Origin of the sequence: Williamsia sp. MIQD14 (assembly GCF_051025635.1) — a bacterium.
Lineage (GTDB): Bacteria > Actinomycetota > Actinomycetes > Mycobacteriales > Mycobacteriaceae > Williamsia_A.
The window spans coordinates 754374-778538 of record NZ_JBPFDG010000001.1; the positions used below are offsets into that span (position 1 = coordinate 754374).

Consider the following 24165-nt stretch of genomic DNA (forward strand, 5'->3'; position numbering starts at 1 on the left):
TCAGGCGTCTGCCGGCAGGTCGGCGAGCACTCCCTCGGCGCTGCGCGCGGCGACCCCACACGCCAACGCGGTCGGCCGGTCGAGCAGCGGGTGCGCGGCGCGCGCCCGCCACGTCCGTATCGCGTCGAGCGCCGCGGTACGCACCGCGTCGGTGCCTGCGTCGGGATCGAGACCGAACCGCACGACCGGGTCGATCCCGACACCACCGACGACGCGGGACAGTTCCTCGAGGTGGTGCTCGGGCAGATGGATGGCACCGGCGCGCACCCGCCCGAGCAGCCGCAGCTCGGTGACGCCGTGGACGTCGGCGAGCATCCGGTGGACGTCGGCGGCGAGGGCCGCCGAGCCGGGCGCGTCGCTCTCGTCGAGGATGCGCCCGAGCGTGACCAGCGCGGTGTGGCTCTTGAGTTGGTCGGTGCGCTGACCGAACTGCACGTCGATCACTCTGCGGAGTTCGTCGAGCCCGCTGCGCTCGACGAGTTCGGCGGCCAGCGTGGGGCTGTCGGGGCTGCCCAGGCGGATCAGCGTGACCGCCATGCGGACCCCGAAGACGCCGAACCGGTCGAGCAGCTCGGCGCGGATCTGCGGCGCGACGGGGAGGTCGGTGGTGGACGCGGAGAAGCGGTCGGCCGACAGCATTGCCAGGGCCAGGTCGTCGGGTGCGACGCCGGCGAGCGTGACCAGGGCGCGGTACTCCACCTCGCGCAGGGTGCGGGCGCCGAGCGCCAGCAGTCCGGCGACCGGCACGACGGCCTGGCACAGTCCGGTGCGTTCGAGTTCCTCGGCGAACCGGGCCGCGACGTCGCGCGCCGACATCATCGCGTCCATCCGGCCGGCACCGATCTCGTCGGCCCGTGACACGACACCCACCACGCCCAGCGGACCCGATTCCCGGCCGATGGCCTGCCCGATGCGTCCGAGCATGGCCGTGTCGGTGTGGGTGAGTGACCGGAGCAGGTACACGACGGCGTCGGCGCCGGACTCACCGTCGTCGGGGGTGAGCATCTCGACGGTCTGTCTCGACACCCGCCGCGACAGCGACGCCGTCCCCGGCGTGTCGATGATGGTGGTCGACTGCAGGGTGCGGGCGGGCCAGGCGACGTCGAGGCGGTCGACCCGATCGGCGGTGAGCGACCCGAAATCGAAGGTCAGACGCCCGGCGGGCCGCAGCACAGGGATCTCGACGTGCTGATCGCCGTCGTAGGTCGCGGTGACCGTCGGGGTGGTGCCGCGGCGGTACCAGGTGACCACGCGGGTGCACTCGGTCGCGTCGGTCGGCGCGATGTCCTGACCGACGAGGGCGTTGAGCAGCGTCGACTTGCCGGCCTTCAGGGACCCGGCGAGCGCCAACCGCAGCGGCTCGTCGAGCCGGTCGGCGCACTCGGTGAGCCTCCGGTCGACCCACGGGTCGTCGTGGTGGGCGGCGCGGGCGGCGTCGATCAGCGCGCGCGTCCGGTCGAGGGTGCTCACTGCTTCCGGTGCCGCGCGATCGATCGGGTCGGTGGGGGTGCCGGTTGCGCCTGCTCGACCGGTTCGCGCTGCTCACGCTGTTCGACCGCGATCGCGCCGGGCGCGGGTTCGAGCTGGTCGGCCACGGTGCGCAGCGCTCCGACGGCGTGCAGCTGAGCCTCGAGTTCGGCCATCCGCGTGGTCCGCTGCGCGCTCTGCGCCGAGGCCGCCTCCTGGGCCGACCGCAGCGAGTCGTTCACCGATCGCGCGGTCTGGTCGGCGACCGCGGTGAAGTGGTCGCGCAGCGCGCGCTGGGTGTGGCGCAGTCGGTCGCGTGACTCCTTGCCGACCTGGAAGCTGACGTCGTCGGTGAACTTGCCGATGGCCTGACGCGCCTTGGCCCGCCGACCCTCAATGCGCCCCTCCTTCTCGTCGCGATAGGCCTTGGTGCCCAACAGGACTCCGGCACCGACCGAGATGGGGTTGATGAGGGTGAGCCCGACGACGGTGGTCAGCAGACCGAACATGAGCACACCGCCGTACGACCCGCGCATGCCGATGAGCATCTTCTGGCCGATGCCGATCCGGCCCGACTCCAGATCGGACAGTTCGGTGACGGTGTCGAAGACGCCGTCGAGGTCGGAGATGTCGAGGTCGGGCAACACGACCTCGCCGGCGGCGGCGAAGTGGTCGGCGACGCGTTGGGCAAGCCACACCGTCCGCTGCTGCGCCCACACGAAGTTGTCGCCGACCGCGAGTCCGATCTGGTCGGCGAGCCAGTCGCTCAGCTGCGGCCAGTCCTTGCCGGGATCGCCCTCCTCGACGGCCTTCTCGGCCTCGCGGGTCACCGCACGCAGCCGGTCACGCAGATCGTGGTCGATGTCGGACGCGAGGTCGCCGATGCCGTCGGCGAGGGTCTGCTGCCAGAGCGCCGAGGTGGTCTGCATCTGCGCCGCGACCGACTGGGCGCGCTGCAGGCCGGCGACCGCGGCGGCCGCGGTCTCGGGATCACGGAGCGCGGCGAGTTCGCTGCCGAGCGTGAGCGCCAGGTGCTCGGACACCGACCGCAGATCCGAGGCGACCGAGGCCCGGGTCATCGTGTCGGCGTGCGCGACGACGCGCTCCCGCAGGTACGTGTAGAGCGCCGCGAAACCCGATTCCGCGTTGAGCGCATCGTCGTTGCGGCGCAACGCATGTGACCGCAGCACCGACGAGATCGGCAGCAGCGGCACGTCGATGCCCTCGCGGTCGAGGTGCGCACGGTCGGCCTCGACGACGGCCCGCCAGTGCGGGTAGAGGTCGGTCTTGCTGATCAGGCACGCCACCGTCGGGCACAGCGCGGTGACCTGCCGCAGGAAGGCGACCTCGGGTTCGGTGAACTCCTGGCTGGCGTCGGAGAGGACGAACACCGCGTCGGCGGTCGGGATGAGGCCGAGTGTGGACGCGGCGTGGGGGTTGCCGTGGCCACCGACGCCCGGGGTGTCGACGAGGACGAGGCCGTCGGCGAGCAGTGCGCTCGGCGCGGCGATCTCGAGGCGTACGACGGTGCGGCCACCGGCCAGCGGGCTGCGCGGCGTCACCGCGTGGATGTCCTCGAGGGGGACGGGCACCCGGATCGGTTCGTCGGTCCCGCTGTCGAGGACGAGCTGTGCCGACGGCTGCGCGGCGTACGACACCAGCGTGGGCACGGCGGTGGTCTCGTCGTCGCCCACCGAGCAGACGTCGACGCCGAGCAGCGAGTTCACGAACTGGCTCTTGCCCTGTTTCAGCGGTCCGACGACGACGATCCGCAGGCGGGGGTCGGTGACACGGGTCCGGGCACCGGCGAGGCGATCGGCGAGGTCGTGGCGGTCGACACCGACCGCGATCTGGGCCATCTGCCCGAGGAGGTCACCGAGCTGCGACCCCGACGCATCCTGCTGCGCCGCTGATCCGTCGGATCCGGTCGGGATGACGTGCATGGGGAGTCGACGACCTCAACCTGTCGCGTCCACCGGCGGCGCCGACCGCGCGATGGCCTGTCTGATCTGGGCGTTTGTGATGTGTCCGGGCCCACGAACCGCATCGGCCCCGCACGCAAGCGTACGGGGCCGACGCTGTCACACGGTCGTGGGCGGCAGTTCGGGGCAACCACCCACCGTCGGTGACGAGCTCGCGGTGGTCTCGATCAGGGCAGCAGCCCGTGACCGAGGTCCAGATGGTGGTTCTGCGTGGCGGTGGCGTCGGTGTGCGACGCGGTGTCGGCGGTGCCGCTCAGTCCGGTCGACAGGCCGTCGGTGAGGCCGCCGGTCAGACCCGAGTCGTGCAAGGCCGATCCGTGTGCGCTGCCGTCGGCCGCGGTGGTCGACGTCGTCGCCGCACCGAAGGTGTGGTCGGCGTCGAGACCCGACCAGCCCTGGTGCGCGGTGAGACCGCTCGTGGCGCCGCCCGTGAGCCCGGCCGCACCGCCGCCGGCGACACCGGCCGTGGTGTCGGCGAGACCGTGCAGCGATCCGGCGACATCACCGGTGCCCGTGGCCGCACCGGCCGCGTCGCCGGCGAGACCGGCGGTCGGAGTGGTCGCCCCCGCCGACAGCGAGTGCACCGAGTCGAGCGCGCCCTGCAGGTTCGCGGTGGCGTCGCCGCCCAGCGCGCTGTGGACACCCGACCCGAGGCCGAGTCCGCCGGTGAGCGACGTGCCCGCATCGGCCAGACCGTGCAGGCCCGTGGTGGCCCCGGCGGCGCCACCGGCGTCGAGCGCGGTGTTCACCGCTCCGCCGATGGCGCCGTCGAGTCCTGCGCCCAGTGTCGGCGTGGGGTCCGACGCTGCGAGTCCTGTGGTGAGCGAGCCGGCCAGGCCGGTACCCAGCGAGCCGGCCAGGCCGGTGCCGAGGGATCCGGCGAGCCCCGTGCCCAGCGAGCCGGCGAGCCCTGTGCCCAGCGCCGCGGCGCCGCCGAGGCCGGCACCCGCATCCGCGAGTCCGGCGACCTGGCCGCCGAGGCCGCCGCCGGCGGCGAGAGCCGTGGTGAACGCGGTCCCGAGGCCACCCGCGGCGGTGCCGTCGAGGGACAGGGCACCGCCGAACGCCGAGCCGAGCACGGTGCCGGCGTCGAGTCCGCCGCCGAGGCCGGCGAGCAGATCGGTGCCCAGGCCACCGGCGAGCGAGCCGCCGAGCGATCCCCCGAGCGACCCCGCGTCGAGTGCCGAGCCGACGACCGCGCCGAGCGATGCCCCGAGCGAGGCGGCGCCGTCGCCTCCGAGGCCGAGAGCGGCACCGAGCGTGCCACCGAGATCGGCCGTGCCGCCGAGCACGCCGGCGAGGTCGACGCTGCCGCCGAGCGCGGAGGTGAAGGCCGCGCCGAGCTGCGACACCAGCGCCGGGTCGACGCCGAGTCCTGCGGTGAGACCACCGGCGAGCACCGAGCCGACATCGAGGCCGAGCGACGGGTCGATCGCGCCCGCGGCGACGGCCGCGGTGACCGCGCCGCCGAGGGCCGTCCCCAGTCCCGCGGCCGCCGAGCCGCCGGCGCCGAGCGCGGTGGCGAGCGATCCGGAGAGGTCGGCGGCGAGGCCACCGGAGACGAGGGCGGTGAGGTCGGTGGTCGCGAGGCCCCCCGCGCCGAGCGCGGCGACGAGGTCGGTGCCCAGCGAGGCGGCCGCGTCGAGACCCAGCGCGCCGGTCGCGCCGAGACCGACGGCGCCACCCAGCACGGTCGACAGCGCCGCGCCGAGATCGAGGCCGCCGGCGAGGAGACCGGAGACCTGCGCGCCGAGCGAACCGGACAGTGCGGTGCCCAGGACGGCCCCGAACGACGCGCCGAGATCGGCGCCGAGTGCGCCACCGGCTCCGAGTGCGGTGCCGAGGATCGCCGAGAGGTCGGTGGTGCCGGCGAGCACGCCGGCCAGGTCGACACCGCTGCCGAGGATCGCGTCGAGCGCTCCGCCGAGCTGGCCGATGACGAGGCCGTCGACGCCGAGCGCGGCGCCGAGGTTGCCGGCGAGCGTCCCGCCGAGGCCGAGTGCCAGCGAGGGGTCGATCGTCCCGAGTCCACCGAGGCCTGCGGCCGCGGTCAGCACCGATCCGAGCGACGCCCCGAGACCCGCACCGAGCGCGCCGCCTGCCGACAGCGCGGCACCGAGGGCGCCCGAGAGCGACGCGGCGATGTCCCCACCGAGGACCGCGGAGAGGTCGGTCGAGAGCACGCCGCCGGCGCCGAGGGCCGTGGCGAGTGCGCCACCGAGATCGACACCACCCCCGAGGCCCAGCGCGCCACCGAGGACGGTCGACAGCGCGGCGTCGAGTCCGACACCTCCGGCGAGCAGGCCGGACAGTTGTGCACCGAGGACGCCGGTGAGCCCGGTGCCGAGCACCGCGCCGAGGGTCGCGCCGAGGTCGGCCGCGGCCGCGCCTCCGAGTCCGAGGGCACCGCCGAGCACCGCACCGAGATCGGCGGTGCCGGCCAGGACCGCGGCCACGTCGACGCCCGCGCCGAGCACGGTGTCGAGAGCGCCGCCGAGCTGTCCCACGAGGAGCCCGTCGAGGCCCAGGGCGGCGCCCAGCTGCCCGGCCAGTGCGGCACCGGCCGACAGGGCGATGCCGCCGTCGAGCAGTCCGCCGACGGTGACGAGCCCGCCGAGCGCGCCACCGAGCGCGGCGCCGAGATCCGCGGCGACCGCGCCACCGGCGCCGAGGGCCGCTCCGAGTGCGCCGGAGAGCTGCGCCGCGAGACCGGTGTCGAGCAGGGCCGCCAGGTTGCCGGTGAGCAGACCGCCGGCACCGAGGGCCGCGGCGAGCGAGCCTCCGAGATCCAGGGCACCGGAGAGGTTCAGCGCGGACGAGAGATTCAGCGCCGACGACAGGTCGAGCGCGCCGCCGAGGACGGTCGAGAGCGCGGCCCCGAGGCCGACTCCGCCGGCGAGCAGGCCGGACAGCTGTGCGCCGAGGGCGCCGGAGAGACCGGCCGCGCCACCGAGGGCTCCGCCGAGCACCGAGCCGAGCGCGAGACCGAGGTTCGCCGCCACGGCACCACCGGCACCGAGGACGCCCGACAGGGCCGTGCCCAGCGCGACACCGAGGTCGCCGCCGCCGGCCAGGATCGCGGCGAGATCGATGCCGCCGGCCGCGGCCAGCGCGGCGTCGAGGGATGTGGCCAGCGCAGCGGTGACACCGCCACCGAGGCCGAGTGCACCGGTGAGCGCGGCGGCCACGGCACCACCGGCGCCGAGGACCGCACCGAGATCGACCAGCCCGGTCAGGTCGGTGACCGCGCCGAGCGCCGCTCCGAGCGCGAGGCCGAGGTCGGCGCCGATCGCACCGCCGGCGCCGAGGGCCGCCGCGAGCGCGCCCTGCAGCGAGGTGGTGAGGCCGCCGACGAGCCCCGCGACGACCGACGCGTCGAGCAGTCCGGTGAGCGCGCCGCCGAGGCCTGCGGTCACGCCGAGGGCCGAGCCGAGGGCACCGCCGAGCTGTGCGACGACACCACCGAGCAGGTTGGCACCGAGGCCGAGTCCGCCACCGAGGACCGCCGCGAGCGACCCGGCGACACCGAGGCCGGCCGACAACGCGCCGGCGAGATCGGCGGCCAGTGCGCCACCGACACCGACGACACCTCCGAGTGCGGCACCGAGCGCCGCACCGACGTTGGCGGCGAGCGAGCCACCGGCCGCGAGGGCGCCGCCGAGAGCCGCACCGACCGTCGCGGTACCGCCGGCGACGACGACACCCGCGGCACCGAGCGCCGCGTTCACCGTGCCGGCCAGCTGCACACCGAGACCGGCGGCGAGGCCGAGTCCGCCGGTGAGGACGCCGGCGATGGTGGCGCCGATGTTCAGGAGTCCGTTGGCGTCGAACACGGCGCCGAGTCCGCCACCCACGGCCAGGGCCGCGTCGACGAGGGCACCGATCGCGACACCGAGGGAGGCCGCGATGTCGCCACCAACGGTCAGCGCCCCGGCGAGTGCCGCGGCGAGTACGGCCGACAGCTGGGCACCAATCGCGAGGTCACCGAGGGCCAGGCTGCCCAGCGACAGGCTCCCGAGGCCGAGGGCGATGAGGTTGTCCGCCGAGATCAGGCTGCCGAGATCGATGCCACCGAGCGCGATCCCGCCGAGGTCGATGCTACCCAGCGCCAGCGACCCGAAGTCGATACCGCCCAGGTTCAGTCCGCCCAGACCGCCGAAGCCGATGCTGCCGAAGTCGATGCTGCCCAGGTTGATGCCACCCAGGTTGACCCCACCGAGGCCCACTGCGACACCGCCGAGTCCGCCGAGGGCGGCTCCGCCCAGGCCACCGACGTTGATGCCACCGAGGCCGCCACCCAGACCACCGAGCCCGCCGGCGGCGGGGGTGCCCGCACCGACGATCGACGCCAGCCGCGATCCACCCGGGAACAGTCCCGACTCGGCCACCGCCGGTGCCGCGGCGACGATGTCGGCCGGGCAGAGGTCGCCCAGGCCGGCGGTGTCGAGGGCGCACTGCGGGTCCTGCAGGTACGCCGCGGCGGCCTTGTCGTCGCGCAGCAGGTTGAGGATGAAGTCGAGAACGGCGTTGGTGGGCATCGGGGCTCCTGGGGAACTCGAGGCGGCGCTTTGGGCGCCACCTGACTGCTGACCACGCTAGGGACGTCCGGCCCCCGGGCCAACGGGGCGAATCCCCCTGTCGGATCGGGGGCGTTAGGGGATGCCCCCGCGACCTGGCGAGGGGGTGCGACGTGCGGTAACGCCGCGGTGCCCGGTGACGACAAGCCGGAGAGAATCGGTGGAGTCGGGTCGAGACGCGCACACAGGCGGTCACGTCGTGCTCCCCCCAGCGACGAACGGGAGTCGACCTCATGGCCGGAGGCCACCACGATCACAGCGCGGCAGCGGACACCCGCCGGCCGTCCGGTCTCGGTATGAAGATCGGCGCCACGATGTCGGTCGCCGTCTCGTCCACGCCCTCGGGCACCTATGACGCGTTGGTCAGGCCCACCGCCCTCGACGTGGCGCCCGGTCGCGAGCCGGTGCTGGTGTCGGGACGGCAGGACGCCGGCACCGAGGGATCGGCCCGGCTGTCCGGCTTCACCGAGCGCGTGGGCGACCCGGTCGCCCTCGTCGCCGACGACGGCCGCCGCTTCAGCGGCGAGGACCTCTACGCCACGGCGCTGGCGTGTCTGGCCGCCGAATCGCGGTCGGATGCGACGAGCATCGTCGTGACCTGCCCCAACGGCTGGCAGCCGTACACCGTTGACGCGGTGCGTGTCGCCGCCGACGCCCACGGCCTGTCCGACGTCACCTTCGTGCCCGAGGCCATCGCGAGCGTCGCGGCAGCGCAGGCCACCGGTCGCGATCTGCCGTCCGACGTCGTCGTCGTGTTCGACCTGGGTGGTTCGGCCCTCGACATCACCGTGGTGCAGACGGGTGACGAATCCCAGATCGTCGGCCGTCCCACACGGTCGGAGGAGATCAGCGGCGACGCCTTCGATCAGCTGCTGCTGGCCCACGTGCTGCAGTCGGTCGACGCGGTCGACTCCATCGAGCCGTTCGACCCCGCGACGATCGAGGCACTCACCGCACTGCGCCGCCGATGCGCGGTCGCGAAGGAGACCTTGTCGGTCGACACCGACACCACCCTCACCGTCGACCTGCCCGGGCTGCACACCGAGACCCGGCTGGTGCGTTCGGAGATCGAGTCGCTGCTGCACGATCAGATGTTCGCGGCCGTGTCGTTGCTGCGGGACGCGGTCACCGCATCGGGCCACAGCCTGCGCGACGTGGGTGCACTGCTGCTCACCGGCGGCGGCGCGGCGATGCCACTGGTGACCGAGATGCTCTCCGGTGTGCTGCGGATCCCGGTCGTCGTCGACGCGGACCCCGCCACCACCTCGGCGTTCGGTGCCGCCATCCTGGCCGCCGAGATCGACGCCGCATCCGCCGTCCTCGACGCCATGCCCGCGAACGCGGCCGCGGCGTCGGGGGATGTCGCTTCTGCCTCCGCCACTTCTGCCTCCGCTGCCACGGCCTCGGCCGAGACGGTCGTGTCCCGCACAGTCTCCCCCGCCCCGCGGACGCCGGTCGCGGCGAAGTCGACCTCGGGCCGCACCCGTCGGCTCGCCATCATCGGTGGGGTCGCGGTGGCGATCGCCCTGATCACCGCGGGCGGGTTGTCCGTCGGTACCGCGCTGAGCTCGTCGGAGAGCCCCGCCGCGACGCCCACCACCTCGGCCACCACGCCCTCGGCCGCCGCGCCGACGGCCTCGTCACCGTCCACCGCCCGCTCGGGCGCGCCCGCTTCGGCGGCATCGACGTCGGCCGCGAACGGCGCGGGGTCGGACGGGACCTCTCGTGGCTCCACCTCGGACGGCTCCGCCTCCGGTGGCAGCGGCTCCGGTTCGACCGGCTCGGGTTCGGGTGGGACCCGATCGGGTGGGTCGGCGACGGGCGGTTCGGGTGGCGGTTCCACCTCGGGCGGCACGTCGAACGGCGGCTCGGGCGGTGGCACCGCGGGTGGCGGGTCGACCGGAGGCGGCGCGACGAGCGGCGGATCGACCGGTGGATCGGGATCGACCGGGGGCGGTACGGGTTCGGGTGACACCGGTACGGGTGGCGACACGGTGCCGGAGCAGACCTTCAACCCCATCCCCGCCGTTCCCGCGCTGCCCACCGTGCCCGGCCTCGGCGGTCTGCTCGGCCGCTAGGGACACCCGCACCGCCGGTGCCTGCGATGACCATGGATCGAGACCCAGTGCGTCACCGCGAACTCGCCGCAATCGGTGGCGAGCAGTAACGGAAGGGTGTTCGATGACGACTAGGAAGTTGACCGTGGAGTCACGACCGGCCGGGGGGTCGTCGTCGATACGTGCTCCCCAATCGGACGGAGCGACCCCCATGGCTGCTGGCCTAGGACTGAAGATCGGCACGACGACCTCGGTCGCGGTGTCGTCGACACCGACCGGTTCGTACGACGCCCTGGTGCGCCCGACCGCCGGCGGCGACTCAGGGGCGGCCACCGGGGTGGACCCGTACGCCGCAGCTCTCGCCGATCTGGCCGACGAGTCGGGTTCCACCGCGAACGACGTCGTCGTCGCCGGACCCAACGACTGGCACCCCTCGGAGAACGACGCGCTCCGCGACGCCGTCGCGGCCCACGGACTGTCCGACGTCCGCGTCGTCCCCGAGGCCCTGGCCGGCCTCGCCGCCGCCACCGCGGCGGGTGGGGAACTCGACCACGTGTCCGACGGCTCGCTGGTCGTCGTCTACGACCTGGGCGCGTCTGCGCTCGACATCGCCGTCGTCGAGACGGGAGCGGACCCGCAGATCGTCGGGACCCCCGTGCGGTCGAAGGAGATCAGCGGAGATGCGATCGACCAGCTCGTCGTCGATCACGTCCTCGCCGCGTCGGGCGCGAGTGCGATCGACCCGTCGGATCCGACCGCCGTCGCCGCGATGGCCGACCTCCGCGCGAACGCCACGGCCGCGAAGGAACAGCTCTCGACCGACACCGACGCGTCCATCGCCGTCGATCTGCCCGGCACAGCGACACGGGTGCCCCTGAGCCGCTCCGAGCTCGAATCGCTGGTGCAGAACCAGATGTTCGCGTCGATGACGATGTTGCGCGAGGCGGTCACGGCATCCGGTCACCGGTTCCGCGACGTGGGCGCCCTGCTCCTCACCGGCGGTGGCGCCGCGATGCCCGTCGTCGCCGAGATGCTCTCGGGCGTGCTCCGCGTGCCGGTCGTCGTCGATTCCGACCCCGCCACCACCTCCGCGTATGGCGCGGCGATCCTCGCGTCGGGCTCGGGTGCCGCCGCGGTGCCCGCCAAGGCGGCCGCGGCCGCCGGCGGGGCCACGATGGCGAGTCGCATCTCGACCGTCGCCGCTGCGACCCCGGCCCCCAGCGCCGTCGACGCGATCGAGAACTCCGGGCGTCGCAAGCGGTTGGCACTCATCGGCGCGTTCGTCACCGTCGCGCTGCTCTCCGCGGGCGGACTGGCCGTCGCCGCCTCGTTGAACTCGGGATCGGACCCGGCCGACGACGCCGTCGCGACCGCCATCAACCCGCTCGCCGAGTCGAGCGCCTCGGCGTCGGCCTCGCGTACCGCCGGGGTACCCACCGTCGTGGAGTCGCGGATCACCTCCACACCGTCGGCCGGACGAACCGATGCCGGCGCACAGGCACAAGCACAGGCACAAGCTCAGGCGCAGGCTCAGGCCCAGGCCCAGGCCCAAGCCCAAGCGCAGGCGCAGGCCCGCGGCGGCAACGCCGCACCGGCACAGACCGCGACCAATCCTGCGCCGAACAATTCGGGTTCTCAGGCGGATGCTCCGACCGCCGCCCCTACGTCTTCCGCTGGGCCTGCGTATGTTCCGCCCGCGGTTCAATCTCCCCCGGTGCGCGGCGGTAGCGGTCCTGCCCTGACAGGCCTGATCCCGAAGCTGCCGACGGTCAACATCCCCGGTCTGCCCTGACCCGTAGTCGCCGATGATCGATCACGCCGCACCCGGCGTCGCCCTCGCGGGCATGCCCGATGCGCAGGCGGTTCTGTCGGCAGTCGTCGCCGGTGCGCAGCCCACCCCTGTCGCGATCAGTGCGACGGCCGGGGGCGGGAAAACGCTCCTGTTGGCCGCGATCGCCGATGCCCGCCGCAGCGTCGGGGCCGTAGTCGTGAGCTCCGTACCCGCGGCCCCGGATGCCGGGACGATGCTGGTGATCGACGACGCCCACGACCTCGACGACACGACGCTCGCACGATTGACCGCGATCGTCGTGACCGGTGAGATCGCCGTCGTGGTCGCGGCCGAACCGCGCGATCATCGCCCCCTGCTGCGAGACCTTTTCACCACGATCGCTTCTCACGGCCGCGCCGTCAGCCTGGCGCCGCTCACCGCGACCGGGGTCGTCGAGCGATCCGGGCGCCGACTGCCCTCTGCGGTGGCCGCGGCCATCGCGCGGATGAGCGGCGGGAACCGTGCGGCGATCGACGCCGCGATCTCCGCGGTCACCACGCACGACGAAGTCGACTCCCCCGCCCGATCGGTCACCGACGTCGCGGCCGCCGCCATCGCGGCCCACCATCACCGCACGGTGCGTCGCCTCGACCCGGCCACACTGGGCGCCCTGACCGTCGCCGCGGCCGGGTCCACCCTCGACCCCGACACCGTCGCCCAGACCTGCGACCTCGATGCCGCATCCGCCACGGCGGCCATCGACGCCGCGCGCGGATCGGGATTTCTCGGCGACTCCGACGCGTTTCTCGCCGATGCCGTCCCCGCGCTGACCGCGGTCGTCGGCGCGCATCAGATCGCGACCACCCGCACCGCACTGGTGCGAGTTCTGCTGGCGCACAACGCACTGCCTCTCGAGCGTGCGTTGGCGGCGGCAACCGACGGGATGGTCGATGCCGACCTGGCCGAGACCCTCGTCGCTCACGCGCGCGCCGCTCGCGGCCACCGGGCGGTCACCCTCTGGACGGCCGCGCGCGCCGCCGGCGCCGACCGTTTGGTCTACGTCCGGCCACTGGCCCATGCGGCGCTGGAGTCCGACGATCTCGATGTCGCCGATCGCATCGCCGACGAGGCGCTCGGCGCCGACGACCCGACCGGCGTGGCGGCCGGTGTCCGTATCGCGGCATCGGTGGCCGCGCGCCGGGGAACCTACTCTCGGGCAGCGCAACTCTTCGGCTGGTTGGGACCCGAGCGCGCCGGGACCGACGCCGCCGTCGGAGCCGTCGCGCTGATCGCCGCCGGCGACCGGGCGGCGGCAGCCGAGTTCATCACCGTCGCCGAACAGGCTCCGCCCACCACCGACAACACCGCGGCCGCGCAACTGGCCGCCGGCCTCATGGCGTCGGTGACGGATTCGCCCGCCACGGCGATCGGAGCGGTCCTGCGGTCGATGTCGGCCGCATCCGGCGACCACCGCATCGAACCGGAATCCGCCGCCGCGGTCGCGGTCCTGCTGATGCTCCACACGGGCGATCTGGCGGGTGCGACATCGGTGCTGGCCCGACGCTCCACCTCGGCCGACGGGTCCGCGGAGACCCGCGGCGATGCCCGATTGCTCCTGCTCGAGGCCTGGACCGCCATGATCGGCGGAGACCTCGCCCGCGCGGCGGCACTGGCATCGTCGGTGACGGTGGGATGCCAACGCGAGCGCCTCCTGGCGCATGCGCTGCGCGTCGGGACAGCCCGTCGCCGAGGCGATTCCGGCGCACTGGCCGGTGCGTGGCGTGACGCACAGCCGGCGGTCGCCGAGGCGCAGGCCGATCTGTTCGCGCTGTTGCCGCTGGGTGAGTTGCGGCTCGCCGCGGTGCGCTGCGGGGACGCCGACCGCATCGCGCATCTGACCGCCGAGGTCGATCGACTGCTCGCCGCGCTCGACGATCCGCCGATCTGGGCGTCGGCGTGGCACTGGTACGGCGTGCAGGCGGCCATCATCTCCGGCACTCCGGATGCCCTGGTGCCCCACGCCCGAGCACTCGGCGCGGCCGCAGACACCCACCCCTACGCCGCGGTTCTCGCCCGGGCCGGTCGGGTGTGGCTGCGCGTGTTGCAGGGTGACGACGCCGACCCGCCACTGTCCGGAGACGAGATCGACCTCGCCGCACACGATCTCCACCGCGTCGGCCAGGGGTTCGACGGCGCCCGCCTCGCCGCCGAAGGTGCGCTGCGCGTCGCCGACACCCGCTCGGCGACCGTCCTGCTGCAGACCGCGCGCACCATCGGCGGTGCGCCCTCGCCGACGACGTCGACCGGACCCGAGACCCCGGCCGTCCCGGCGCCCGGAGCGACCGGCGTCGCCACCCTCTCCGAGCGGGAGGCCGAGATCGCCGAGAAGCTGGTCCTCGGTCTCACGTACCGCGAGATCGGTGCAGCGCTGTTCATCTCGGCCAAGACCGTCGAGCACCACGTCGCACGCATCCGTCGGCGCCTCGGCTCCGGTTCGCGATCCGAGCTCCTGTCGACGCTGCGGGCCGCAGGCTTCGGTACCACCGCGTCGCACCCTTGAACCCGTTGGGCTGCACTTCTTCTCGCCACGGACTTGTCCACAGACCCCCGATGATTCGTGGCGCGTGTCGGACACGACCGCTATACTCGAACATGTATTTGACAGATCGTTCGGGGGATCATGGACGCTACGCACGACGCGGGAGTGGTTGCGCTGCAATCGTTCCTGTCGTCCCTCCCGGTCCTGCCTCTCGTCGCCGACGAAGCTGCAGCGGTGGATCGGATCTCGCTGCTGGAGGCGATCAAGGCCGGATGTGCTGCAGCTCAGGCCACTGAGACGATGCGGCTCGAGATATTACGCCTTGAGTCCGAATCAGCGGCCGGTGTTCCGGTTGTACGGCAGGGCCGCAGATTGGCGGCCGAGGTCGCTCTGGCGCGGAAGGCGTCGGGGTCGGCCGGTGGCCGGTATCTCGGTTTCGCGCGGGCGTTGATGCGCGAGATGCCGCACACGCGTGCCGCGTTGGCGTCGGGTGCGCTGACCGAGTGGCGGGCGACGATCCTGGTGCGGGAGACCGCGCATCTCACCGCACACGACCGCAGCGAGATCGACCGCCGTATCTGCGCCGAGACGTCCGCGCTCGAGGGTGTCGGGGACCGCACACTCGATGCCGAGGTGAAAAGGATTGCCTATGAGCTCGATCCGCAGGCCGTCGTCGACCGCCATTCCCTGTCGCAGTCCGACCGTCGCGTCAGTACCCGGCCGGCGCCGGACGGGATGGTGCGACTCTCGGCGCTGCTGCCGCTGGTGTCGGGGATCTCGGTATACGGGTCGCTGAAGCGGCATGCCGACGCCACCGTCGGCAGCGATGACCGCACCCACGCACAGGTGATGGCCGACGCCCTCGTCGAACGAGTCACCGGCGCCACGACAACCGGTGCACTTCCCGTGGCGGTGAACGTCGTGATGTCAGACGAGATCCTGCTCGGTGACAGCTCCGCCGCAGCACACGTCACCGGCTACGGACCGATAGCGGCCGACACCGCTCGGGCGATGGTGGCGACGGCGCTCGACGCCGAGACCTCCTCGACGCTGCGACGGATCTACGCCGCGCCGTCCACCGGCGCTCTGGTGGCCATGGACTCCGTCGCAAGACAGTTCCCGACCGGGCTCAAGCACTTCCTCGACGTCCGCGACCAGTCCTGCCGCATCCCGTACTGCGATGCGCCAATCGCCGAATACGACCACGCCCAACCGCACTCAGCAGGCGGAGACACCAGCGCCGGCAACGGCCTGGGCATGTGCGTGGCGCACAACCGCGCCAAACAGAACCCCGGCTGGCACGTCATCACCGACAGGCACACAGCCACTCTCACCACACCCACCGGGCACAGTCACGTCTCGCGGGCCCCTGCGCCGCCAGGACACCACGACCAACCCGTCAGTCCTATCGAACGACAACTTCGGGCGCTACTCGACGCCGCGTGACGGCGGTCGGCGCAACGCCGACGACCCCGAGGCGCCGAGCGGGTCCTGCGCGAAACCCGAGCACTCGTCGCACACGCTCACGAGATCGTGTCTGCACCCGATCACATGGGTCAGGAACTGTTCGGCACGGGCCAGTCGCTGCTGCTGTTCCCGCAGACGGTCGAGGTGGTCTCTCAGCATTCTGGTCCGGTCGGGCGACCTACGATGGAGTACCTGTCTGATCTGTGGCAGGCTCATACCGATGCGCTGACAGGCGCGCACCACCTCGAGGCGGCGGAGGTGCTCGTCGGTGTAGCGGCGGTGGCCCGACGGGGACCTGTCGGCGACCACGACCCCCTCGGAATCCCAGTGCCGCAGCACGTGCTCGGCGACACCGACGTGATCAGCGACCTCTCCGATCCTCATGGGCGCATTCTCGCAGCTTGACCTCAGGTCGGCATGAAGTCCTAGTTTCGGTGTCCATGAGCATGCCGATCCCGACCCTGCCCGATCCCGTGCACCTCACCGTCGACGGCGCGTCCGTCGCCACCTATCTCCTGGGACACCGTCGAGTGCCGTCGACGGGAGACGTCGTCTTCTGTCACGGCACACCGTGGTCCGCCCGGATCTGGGCTGACGTCGGACACGCGATCAGCGAGCGACGACGGGTGTTCCTGTGGGACATGCCCGGATACGGCCGCTCGAGTCGGGGCGAGGATGTGCGACTCGATCTGCGAACGCAGATGTCACGGTTCGCGACGCTGCTCGCGCAGTCGGATCTCGTCCGGCCACACGTCGTCGCCCACGACATCGGTGGCGCGGTGGCTCTCGGCGCACACCTGCTGCACGGCGCCGACTACGCAGGCCTGTTCCTGTGGGACGCAGTGACATTGGATCCGTGGGGATCACCGTTCTTCGACCTGGTGCGAGCGCACGGCGACGTGTTTGCGCAGCTGCCGGCGGCACTGCATCGGTCGTTGGTCCGCGAGTACATCGCGGGCGCCGCCCACGGCGCGTTGGGCGACGAATGGCTCACCGCGCTGACACACCCGTGGACCGGACCGTCGGGACAGAGCGCCTTCTATCGGCAGATCGCGTCACTTCATCCCGCGCACACCCGATCGATCTCCGAGCGGCTCGCCGACACGAAGTGTGCCGTCGCAATCGGTTGGGGCGCAGACGATCCGTGGATCCCCGTGCATCAGGCACACCGACTCCGCGCACTCCTACCGGGCCGCACCGCGCCGATAGTCCTCGACGACACGGGACACCTGGCGCCCGTCGAATCACCGGCTCGCGTCATCTCCGCGATCGAGGAGTGGCTCGACGCCGCGTGATGCGACGTATCAGCGACTGCGTTTGCTGCGGGGTTGCCAGACGACGAGAGCGCTGGTGCGTGGCACGGGGACCAGCTCGCCGCCGTGCGCCCGATGACGCAGATCGTTGCGAGCCGAGGCGAGTTCGCCCTCGAGTTCGCGCACGCGCTGCGCCAGGGCGTCGACGTGGTTGGTGAGATCGATGATGCGTTTGATGCCCTCGAGATTCACACCCTCGTCCTGCGAGAGGCGCTGCACCTCGCGCAGCAACTCGACGTCACGCGCCGAGTACCGCCGACCGCCGCCGGCCGCGCGCTGCGGACGCACCAGACCGAGGCGGTCGTACGTGCGCAGGGTCTGGGCGTGCATGCCCGCGAGCTCGGCGGCGACGGAGATCATGAAGACCTCGTCGTCGCCCCCGTTGGTGGATCGGCTCATCACTGATCACCCCATCCGTCCCTCGGCCGGAAACCGCTGGCGCGCTCGGCGTCGGCGTACTCGCGGAGCTTCTCGACGGCGGTGTCATCGAGCTTCTTCGGCACCGCGACCTTCACGGTCACCAACAGGTCGCCGGCACCGCCGGCACGCTTGGTGACACCGCGACCGCGTACCCGCAGGGTCCGGCCGTCGGAGGTGTTCGGCGGGATCTTCACCCCGACGGTCCCCTCCAGCGTCGGCACCGACACCGTCGCGCCGAGCACCAGTTCCCCGAAGCTGACCGGCAACTCGACCTTGAGGTCGTTGCCGACACGGGTGAACACCGCATCGGGGCGGACGGTGACGGTGACGTACAGGTCGCCCGACGGCGCTCCGCGCAGCCCGGCCTCACCCTGCCCGGCGAGCCGGATCCGTTGCCCGTCCTCGACACCGACCGGGATGCGGACGTTGATGGTGCGGGTTCGCACGGTGACGCCGTTGCCCGAGCAGTCCGAGCACGGCTCGTCGATGCGCGAGCCGGTGCCCTGGCAGTCGGCGCAGGGCTCGCTGAACCCGAACGCACCCTGGTTGCGGCTCACGACGCCGGCACCGTTGCAGGTCGAGCAGACCTTGGGACTGGTGCCGGGTTTCGCGCCACTGCCGTGGCACGTCGTGCACGGTGACGGCGAGGTCAGCGACAGCGACACCGTGGTGCCGAGCGCGGCGTCGCGGAACGACAACGTCGTCTGCGTCTCGAGGTCGTTGCCCCGACGTGGTCGTGTGGCGGTCCGGGGTGCCCGGTTGAACAGCCCCCCGAACAGGTCACCGAACGCGCCGTCGCCGCCCGCGGTCGTACCCGCGTTGCCGAACAGGTCACCGACGTCGAATCCACCACCGGCGCCGGGCGTCGCCCGGCCACCTCCGGAGAAACCGCCCGGGAACCCGCCGCCCGCGCCGTTGCCGCGAAAACGTCCGCCGGCGAACGCGCTCCGCGTCTCGTCGTACTCTTTGCGTTTCGCGGGATCGGACAGCACGCTGTGTGCCTCCGACACCCTCTTGAATCGCTCCTCCGCCGCGGCATCACCCGGGTTGGCGTCGGGGTGCAGCTCCCGGGCCAGCTTGCGGTACGCCTTCTTGATGGCGTCGGCCGAAGCGTCCGAAGCGACGCCCAGATCCTTGTAGAAGTCGTGCTCTAACCATTCCCTCTGTGGAGCCATAGGGCGTCACCTCCTCTTTCGTGATGATGGTCGCCCGTACGGGCGAGCGTTCTGTGGTTGGTCGTGATCATGCCCCGAAACCGGACCTCGCACCGCCGGACGGACCCGGTGGGGTCGTCGCGGCGGCGCGAGGTCGGTGTCATCTGCTCAGGCGTCGGCGGGGGCACCGTCGGTCACGGTGACCATCGCGGTCCGCAACAGTCGGTCGCCGAGGCGATACCCCTGTCGATAGACCGCCCCGATCACCGGGCTGGCGCCGTCACCGTCGTGCTGCACGGCCTCGTGCAGAGCCGGATCGAACGCGTCACCCTCGGCGCCGAAGGCGGACAGCCCCTGGGCCTTCAGGGTGTCGGCGATCTTGTCGGCCACACCCTTGAGCGGACCGGCCTCGAGATCGCCGTGCGCCCGGGCCCGGTCGAGGTCGTCGAGCGTGGGCAGCAGCGCGTTGATCAACGTCGCCTTGCCCTGCTCGACCGCACCCTGACGTTCCCGTTCCGCCCGACGCCGATAGTTGGCGTACTCGGCCTGCAATCGCTGCAGGTCGGCCAACAACTCGGCCTCCTTGGCGGATTGGGCCTCCTCGGGCGACACCTCGGGGGTGTCGCCGTCGGCCACCGCGTCGGGAGCAGCGGCCTCGGCCGGTGCGGCGTCCGCCGCGTCGGCGGCCGCTGCGGCCATCTCGTCGGGGGTCACCTCACCGAGGTCGACCGGGTCGCCCGGCGTCTCGGGTGTGCCCTGCTGATCCGCCGTCACTTCTTCTCACCCGAATCGGTGTCGGAGGGCTCGTCCACCACCTCGGCGTCGACGACGTCGTCGGCGCCACCGGCCGGACCGGAGCCACCTTCGGCGCCGCCCTCGGCCGCGGCGTTCGCGTAGATCGCCTGTCCCAGGGCCTGCGACTCCGTCGACAGGGTCTCGACCGCGGTCTTGATCGCGGCGAGATCGGTGCCCTTGAGCGCCTCGTTGGCGCCGGCGATGGCGGCTTCCACCTTCTCCTTGGCGTCGGCGGGAACCTTGTCCTCGTTCTCCTTCAAGAACTTCTCGGTCTGGTTCACCAACGACTCCGCCTGGTTGCGGGTCTCGGCCTCTTCCTTGCGCTTGCGGTCCTCGTCGGCGTGGGCCTCGGCATCCTTGATCATGCGGTCGATCTCGTCCTTCGACAGGCCCGAGCCGTCCTGGATCCGGATGGTGTTCTCCTTGCCGGTGCCCTTGTCCTTCGCGGTGACGTGCACGATGCCGTTGGCGTCGATGTCGAAGGTCACCTCGATCTGCGGGACACCCTGGGGCGCAGGCGCGATGCCGGCCAGCTCGAACGATCCGAGCAGCTTGTTGTGCGACGCGATCTCACGCTCACCCTGGTACACCTGGATCTGCACCGACGGCTGCGAATCCTCGGCCGTGGTGTAGGTCTCGCTGCGCTTGGTCGGGATGGTGGTGTTGCGCTCGATCAGCTTGTGCATGACGCCACCCTTGGTCTCGATACCGAGGCTCAGGGGCGTGACATCGAGCAGCAGAACGTCTTTCACCTCACCGCGCAGCACACCGGCCTGCAGTGCGGCACCCACGGCGACGACCTCGTCGGGGTTGACGCCCTTGTTGGGCTCCTGTCCACCGGTGAGCTCCTTGACGAGCTCGCTGACGGCGGGCATACGGGTCGAGCCACCGACGAGCACGACGTGGTCGATGTCGCCGACCGCGACGCCCGCGTCCTTGATCACGGCCTGGAACGGCGCACGGGTGCGCTCGAGCAGATCCGAGGTGATCTTCTGGAACTCGCTGCGCGACAACTGCTCGTCGAGGAACAGCGGGTTCTTGTCGGAGTCCACCGTGATGTAGGGCAGGTTGATCGAGGTGCTCTGACCGGACGACAGCTCGATCTTCGCCTTCTCGGCCGCCTCACGCAGACGCTGCAGCGCCATCTTGTCCTTGGTGAGGTCGATGCCGTTCTGCGCCTTGAACTTGTCGACGAGCCAGTCGACGATGCGCTGGTCCCAGTCGTCGCCGCCGAGGTTGTTGTCACCGGAGGTCGCGCGGACCTCGACGACACCGTCGCCGATCTCGAGCAGCGAGACGTCGAACGTGCCGCCACCGAGGTCGAAGACGAGGATGGTCTGCTCGGACTGGCCCTTGTCGAGGCCGTACGCGAGCGCGGCCGCGGTGGGCTCGTTGACGATGCGCAGGACGTTGAGCCCGGCGATCTGGCCGGCTTCCTTGGTCGCCTGACGCTGCGAGTCGTTGAAGTACGCGGGGACGGTGATGACCGCCTCGGTCACCTCGTCGCCGAGGTAGCTCTCCGCGTCACGCTTGAGCTTCATCAGCGTGCGGGCGCTGATCTCCTGCGGGGTGTAGTCCTTGTCGTCGATCTTCTGCGACCATTCGCCCTCGCCCATGTGGCGCTTGACCGAGCGGATGGTGCGGTCGACGTTGGTGACGGCCTGGTTCTTCGCGGGCTGACCCACGAGGACCTCGCCGTTGCGCGCGAAGGCCACCACCGACGGCGTGGTCCGCGAGCCCTCGGCGTTGGCGATGACGGTGGGTTCTCCACCTTCGAGAACCGACACCACCGAGTTGGTGGTGCCGAGATCGATACCGACAGCACGTGCCATGTTTGTTGCCTCCTTGACGATGCCGCGCGGGGCGCGGCGTTGCTTTCTCCGTTTTGCCGATCCGGATGGGCGTCCATCCGGTTGTCCGAGAACCTCAGCGCGGATGACTCAACTACTACCTGTCGTCGCACAGGTCGTCAACTTCATTGAGTCGATGTCACTCAGGTTTCGCAGTGTCCAACGGCGCGACCCCGGAATCTGTTCCCGGCACCCGCACCGCCCCGGCGGTATCGTCGGCGCCGATGATCGGTCCCCGTCCCCGCAGCCGTCGGTCGGTCGTCGACCCGCGCGGCTTCGTCGCGCTGTGCGGCGTGATCGCCCTGGTGAGCGCGATCGCGGTCGCGGTCGCACTGCCCGTGACCAGCGGGAGCGGTCGCCACGCGCAGTCGAGCGCGGCCTCGGCGGAGGCGTCGCGCACGGCGTCGGCTCCCGCCCTCGCGGCGATGAGCGCGGTCACCGTGCGTCGGTACGTCTATCTCGACGCCACCGCCGGTGACCCGAGCCAGGACTACGGCGACCTGTTCCTCCCGCCCGGCCCGCACGCCCGCGGATCACTCCCGCTGGTGGTGCTGGTGCACGGCGGCGGGTGGAACTCGCGCTACGGGGCGGGGACGTTCGTGCCGTTCGCCCGCACCCTCGCCGCACGCGGACTCGCCGTCTACAACCTCGAATACCGCAGGCTCGGGTCCGGCGGCGGCTGGCCGTCGACGTTCACCGACGTCGCCGCCGGTGTGGACTTCGTGCCCACCGTGCTCGCCGGCAACCCCGCCATCGCCGCCGCCGACAGCACCCTCGTCGGCCACTCCGCCGGCGCGCAGTTGGCGGTGTGGGCGGGAACCCGCCGCCCGGACCCGTCGCAGCCCCCACCGGCCCGAGCGATCTGGCGCCCGACCCGCATCATCTCGCTGGCCGGTCCCCTGAACATGCGGGCCGCCGCCGACACCGGCGACCGACGGGTGATCCGCGCGCTCGGGGGCACGCCGGAGCAGGTACCCGACCGTTATCGGGCTGTCGACCCCATCGAGAACCTCGACCCGAGCGCGTCGATCACGGTGGTGCACGGCACCGCCGACACCGTCGTGCGCCCGAGTCAGTCGACGACCTACGTCGAGGCCCTCACCCGCGCCGGCGGCCGTCCCCGACTGCTGTTGCTGCCGCGACAGAGCCATTCCGCGCTGGTCACCTCGACCTCGTCCGCGTTCCCGCGGGTCGTCGACCTCATCGTCTCGGCCGCCCGCGCCATTCCCTGAACCCACCGCACGAGCATCGGCCTGACAGCTCGTTCACAGGTCCGCCCGCCATCCTGGTGACCATGACACCAGCCGACGACGTCGCCGACCGGATGCTCTGGTGGCCCAGATCACCATTCTGGGTCTGTTCCGATGCCACTGGTAGCGTCGCGGCGATGCTCACCCCGGCCCTGCGAGCAGATCAGTGACGTCCACGCTCGCCGACACCGCGAACCGACAGGCGACCGCACCGGTCGCCGAGTCGGCGCCGCGCACACGTCGGGGCCACCTCCACCAGCTCGACTTCCTGCGCGGGAGCACGTTCCTGCTGGTCATCTTCTGTCATGTGCTGACCAACACGAACGCGTCGGACACCTCGTTCGCGACCAACGCACTCGGCATGTGGGGGCATTTCACCCGCAACGCCTTCTTCTTCCTGACCGGCTTCGTGCTCATGTTCGGCAACTACGACAAGGCCGATTTCGCGTCGATCCGGTTCTGGCGCCGCCGCCTCAAGCTCGTCGCCATCCCGTACGTGATCTGGTCGGTCGTCTACTGGACCTTCTCGGTCGTGGCGGCGAGCGGCTGGTCGCAACTGCCGTTCTCCCTCGACTCCCTGTGGAGCGGACTGGCGTGGGGCACCGCCGGCTTCCACCTCTACTTCCTGTTCGTGATCATGCAGTTCTACGTCCTGTTCCCGGTGATCCTGTGGATCGTCCGGGCCACACGAGGACACCACCTGGCACTGCTGGTGGTCAGTGGCGCGGTGCAGCTCGCGATCCTGTGGTCGCTCAACCACCTCAGCGCGCCGGAGGGCAGCTGGCTCTACGTCAACTGGTGGCACGCGTACTCCACCTTCATCCCGTACCAGTTCTTCGTGTTCCTCGGCGGCGTCGCGGCCGTCCACCGCGAGCGCGTCGACGCGTGGGTCCGTTCGCACGGGTGGTGGATCCTCGTCGGCCTCCTCGTGAGTGCTGTCTTCGCCTACGTGACCTACGCCCAGCGCGTCGACAGCGGACAGACCCCCGTCGACGCGGGGTTCGCGCTCAACCCGACGCTGCAGCCCTTCATCTTCTTCGCCATCACCGCGCTCTACAGCGTGGCGGTGCGCTGGTCGGACCGCCGCGATCGCACACCGCGGTTCAACCGCGTCGTCGCCTATGCCTCCAACCGGTCGTTCGCGATCTTCCTGGCCCACGTCCTGGTGTTGCAGCTGCTGATCCTGCCGCGCATCGACGTGCACTCGAAGGGGTGGTTCGAGCAGCACCTGGGCGTGCCGTGGGCCACGATCGTGGTCTACCTGCTGACCGTCGCGATCACCCTCGTGGTCGCCGAGGTGCTGCGTCGCGCGCCCCTTGCGCTGTATCTGACGGGCCGCCCGAGAATTCCGTTTCGCCCCGATCGGTCGTCGGCGGGGTCGGGCCGGAAGGGTACCGAGCGAGCGCTCGAACCTACTCGCGGGTAACCAACATCACCCCAGGTGAGAACTTAGGTGAACCTTCGCTGCGCACACCGGCCGCGAGGCCTTAACGTTTAGGCAAGGACACCTGGGCATCGGCCGC

At 71.7% G+C, this 24165-nt stretch carries 15 protein-coding genes; 7 read left to right on the forward strand and 8 right to left on the reverse strand.

All coding sequences use genetic code 11. From position 1 onward, the window contains the following. The 3 genes from ACQ7HM_RS03285 to ACQ7HM_RS03295 form a co-directional block, all read right to left on the reverse strand. The gene (locus ACQ7HM_RS03285; RefSeq protein ID WP_434214797.1) at positions 1-1470 is read right to left on the reverse strand and encodes a dynamin family protein; all 1470 of its coding nucleotides are present in this window, start codon (positions 1468-1470) and stop codon (positions 1-3) included. Further along, entirely contained in the window at positions 1467-3410 is a 1944-nt protein-coding gene (locus tag ACQ7HM_RS03290; protein ID WP_434214798.1) for a dynamin family protein, read from the reverse strand. Before ACQ7HM_RS03290 ends, ACQ7HM_RS03285 begins: the two co-directional genes overlap by 4 nt. 206 nt (positions 3411-3616) lie before the next feature. Next, a complete protein-coding gene (locus tag ACQ7HM_RS03295; RefSeq protein ID WP_434214799.1) occupies positions 3617-7987 on the reverse strand; it encodes an IniB N-terminal domain-containing protein in 4371 nt (1456 codons plus the stop codon). A gap of 335 nt (positions 7988-8322) precedes the next feature. Between ACQ7HM_RS03295 and ACQ7HM_RS03300 the strand changes: the two genes are divergently transcribed. The 4 genes from ACQ7HM_RS03300 (at position 8323) to ACQ7HM_RS03315 (ending at position 15839) form a co-directional block, all read left to right on the forward strand. Then, on the forward strand, positions 8323-10104 hold the full coding sequence (locus ACQ7HM_RS03300) for an Hsp70 family protein (RefSeq protein ID WP_434214800.1): 1782 nt from the start codon (positions 8323-8325) through the stop codon (positions 10102-10104). A 190-nt stretch (positions 10105-10294) separates the two neighbouring features. Next, on the forward strand, positions 10295-11875 hold the full coding sequence (locus tag ACQ7HM_RS03305; protein WP_434214801.1) for an Hsp70 family protein: 1581 nt from the start codon (positions 10295-10297) through the stop codon (positions 11873-11875). A 13-nt stretch (positions 11876-11888) separates the two neighbouring features. Next, complete coding sequence (locus ACQ7HM_RS03310) at positions 11889-14414, forward strand: LuxR C-terminal-related transcriptional regulator (protein ID WP_434214802.1); 2526 nt, start codon at positions 11889-11891, stop codon at positions 14412-14414. A 120-nt stretch (positions 14415-14534) separates the two neighbouring features. Further along, the gene (locus ACQ7HM_RS03315) at positions 14535-15839 is read left to right on the forward strand and encodes an HNH endonuclease (RefSeq protein ID WP_434214803.1); all 1305 of its coding nucleotides are present in this window, start codon (positions 14535-14537) and stop codon (positions 15837-15839) included. Here ACQ7HM_RS03315 and ACQ7HM_RS03320 read toward each other — a convergent pair. Next, a complete protein-coding gene (locus ACQ7HM_RS03320; protein WP_434214804.1) occupies positions 15822-16244 on the reverse strand; it encodes a MerR family transcriptional regulator in 423 nt (140 codons plus the stop codon). The genes ACQ7HM_RS03315 and ACQ7HM_RS03320 overlap by 18 nt on opposite strands. A 56-nt stretch (positions 16245-16300) precedes the next feature. On the opposite strand from ACQ7HM_RS03320, the gene ACQ7HM_RS03325 reads away from it, so the two are divergent. Beyond that, a complete protein-coding gene (locus ACQ7HM_RS03325; RefSeq protein ID WP_434214805.1) occupies positions 16301-17155 on the forward strand; it encodes an alpha/beta fold hydrolase in 855 nt (284 codons plus the stop codon). Positions 17156-17164: 9 nt separating this feature from the next. On the opposite strand, the gene ACQ7HM_RS03330 is transcribed toward ACQ7HM_RS03325, so the two are convergent. The 4 genes from ACQ7HM_RS03330 to dnaK form a co-directional block, all read right to left on the reverse strand. Continuing rightward, positions 17165-17572, reverse strand: a complete 408-nt coding sequence (locus ACQ7HM_RS03330; RefSeq protein ID WP_434214806.1) for a heat shock protein transcriptional repressor HspR — start codon at positions 17570-17572, stop codon at positions 17165-17167. Further along, positions 17572-18768 carry a molecular chaperone DnaJ gene (gene dnaJ, locus ACQ7HM_RS03335; RefSeq protein ID WP_434214807.1) on the reverse strand — a complete coding sequence of 399 codons (1197 nt, stop codon included), beginning with the start codon at positions 18766-18768 and terminating at the stop codon, positions 17572-17574. Before dnaJ ends, ACQ7HM_RS03330 begins: the two co-directional genes overlap by 1 nt. Before the next feature lie 147 nt (positions 18769-18915). Further along, positions 18916-19521, reverse strand: a complete 606-nt coding sequence (grpE, locus tag ACQ7HM_RS03340) for a nucleotide exchange factor GrpE (protein WP_434214808.1) — start codon at positions 19519-19521, stop codon at positions 18916-18918. Beyond that, a complete protein-coding gene (gene dnaK, locus ACQ7HM_RS03345; RefSeq protein WP_434214809.1) occupies positions 19518-21374 on the reverse strand; it encodes a molecular chaperone DnaK in 1857 nt (618 codons plus the stop codon). The genes grpE and dnaK overlap by 4 nt, the downstream gene beginning before the upstream one ends. A gap of 242 nt (positions 21375-21616) precedes the next feature. Here dnaK and ACQ7HM_RS03350 point away from each other — a divergent pair, with 242 nt between their 5' ends. Beyond that, on the forward strand, positions 21617-22624 hold the full coding sequence (locus ACQ7HM_RS03350; RefSeq protein WP_434214810.1) for an alpha/beta hydrolase family protein: 1008 nt from the start codon (positions 21617-21619) through the stop codon (positions 22622-22624). 184 nt (positions 22625-22808) lie between these two features. Next, positions 22809-24068 (forward strand): acyltransferase, encoded by a 1260-nt coding sequence (locus ACQ7HM_RS03355; RefSeq protein ID WP_434214811.1) that lies wholly within the window; start codon positions 22809-22811, stop codon positions 24066-24068. Positions 24069-24165 lie beyond the last annotated feature (97 nt).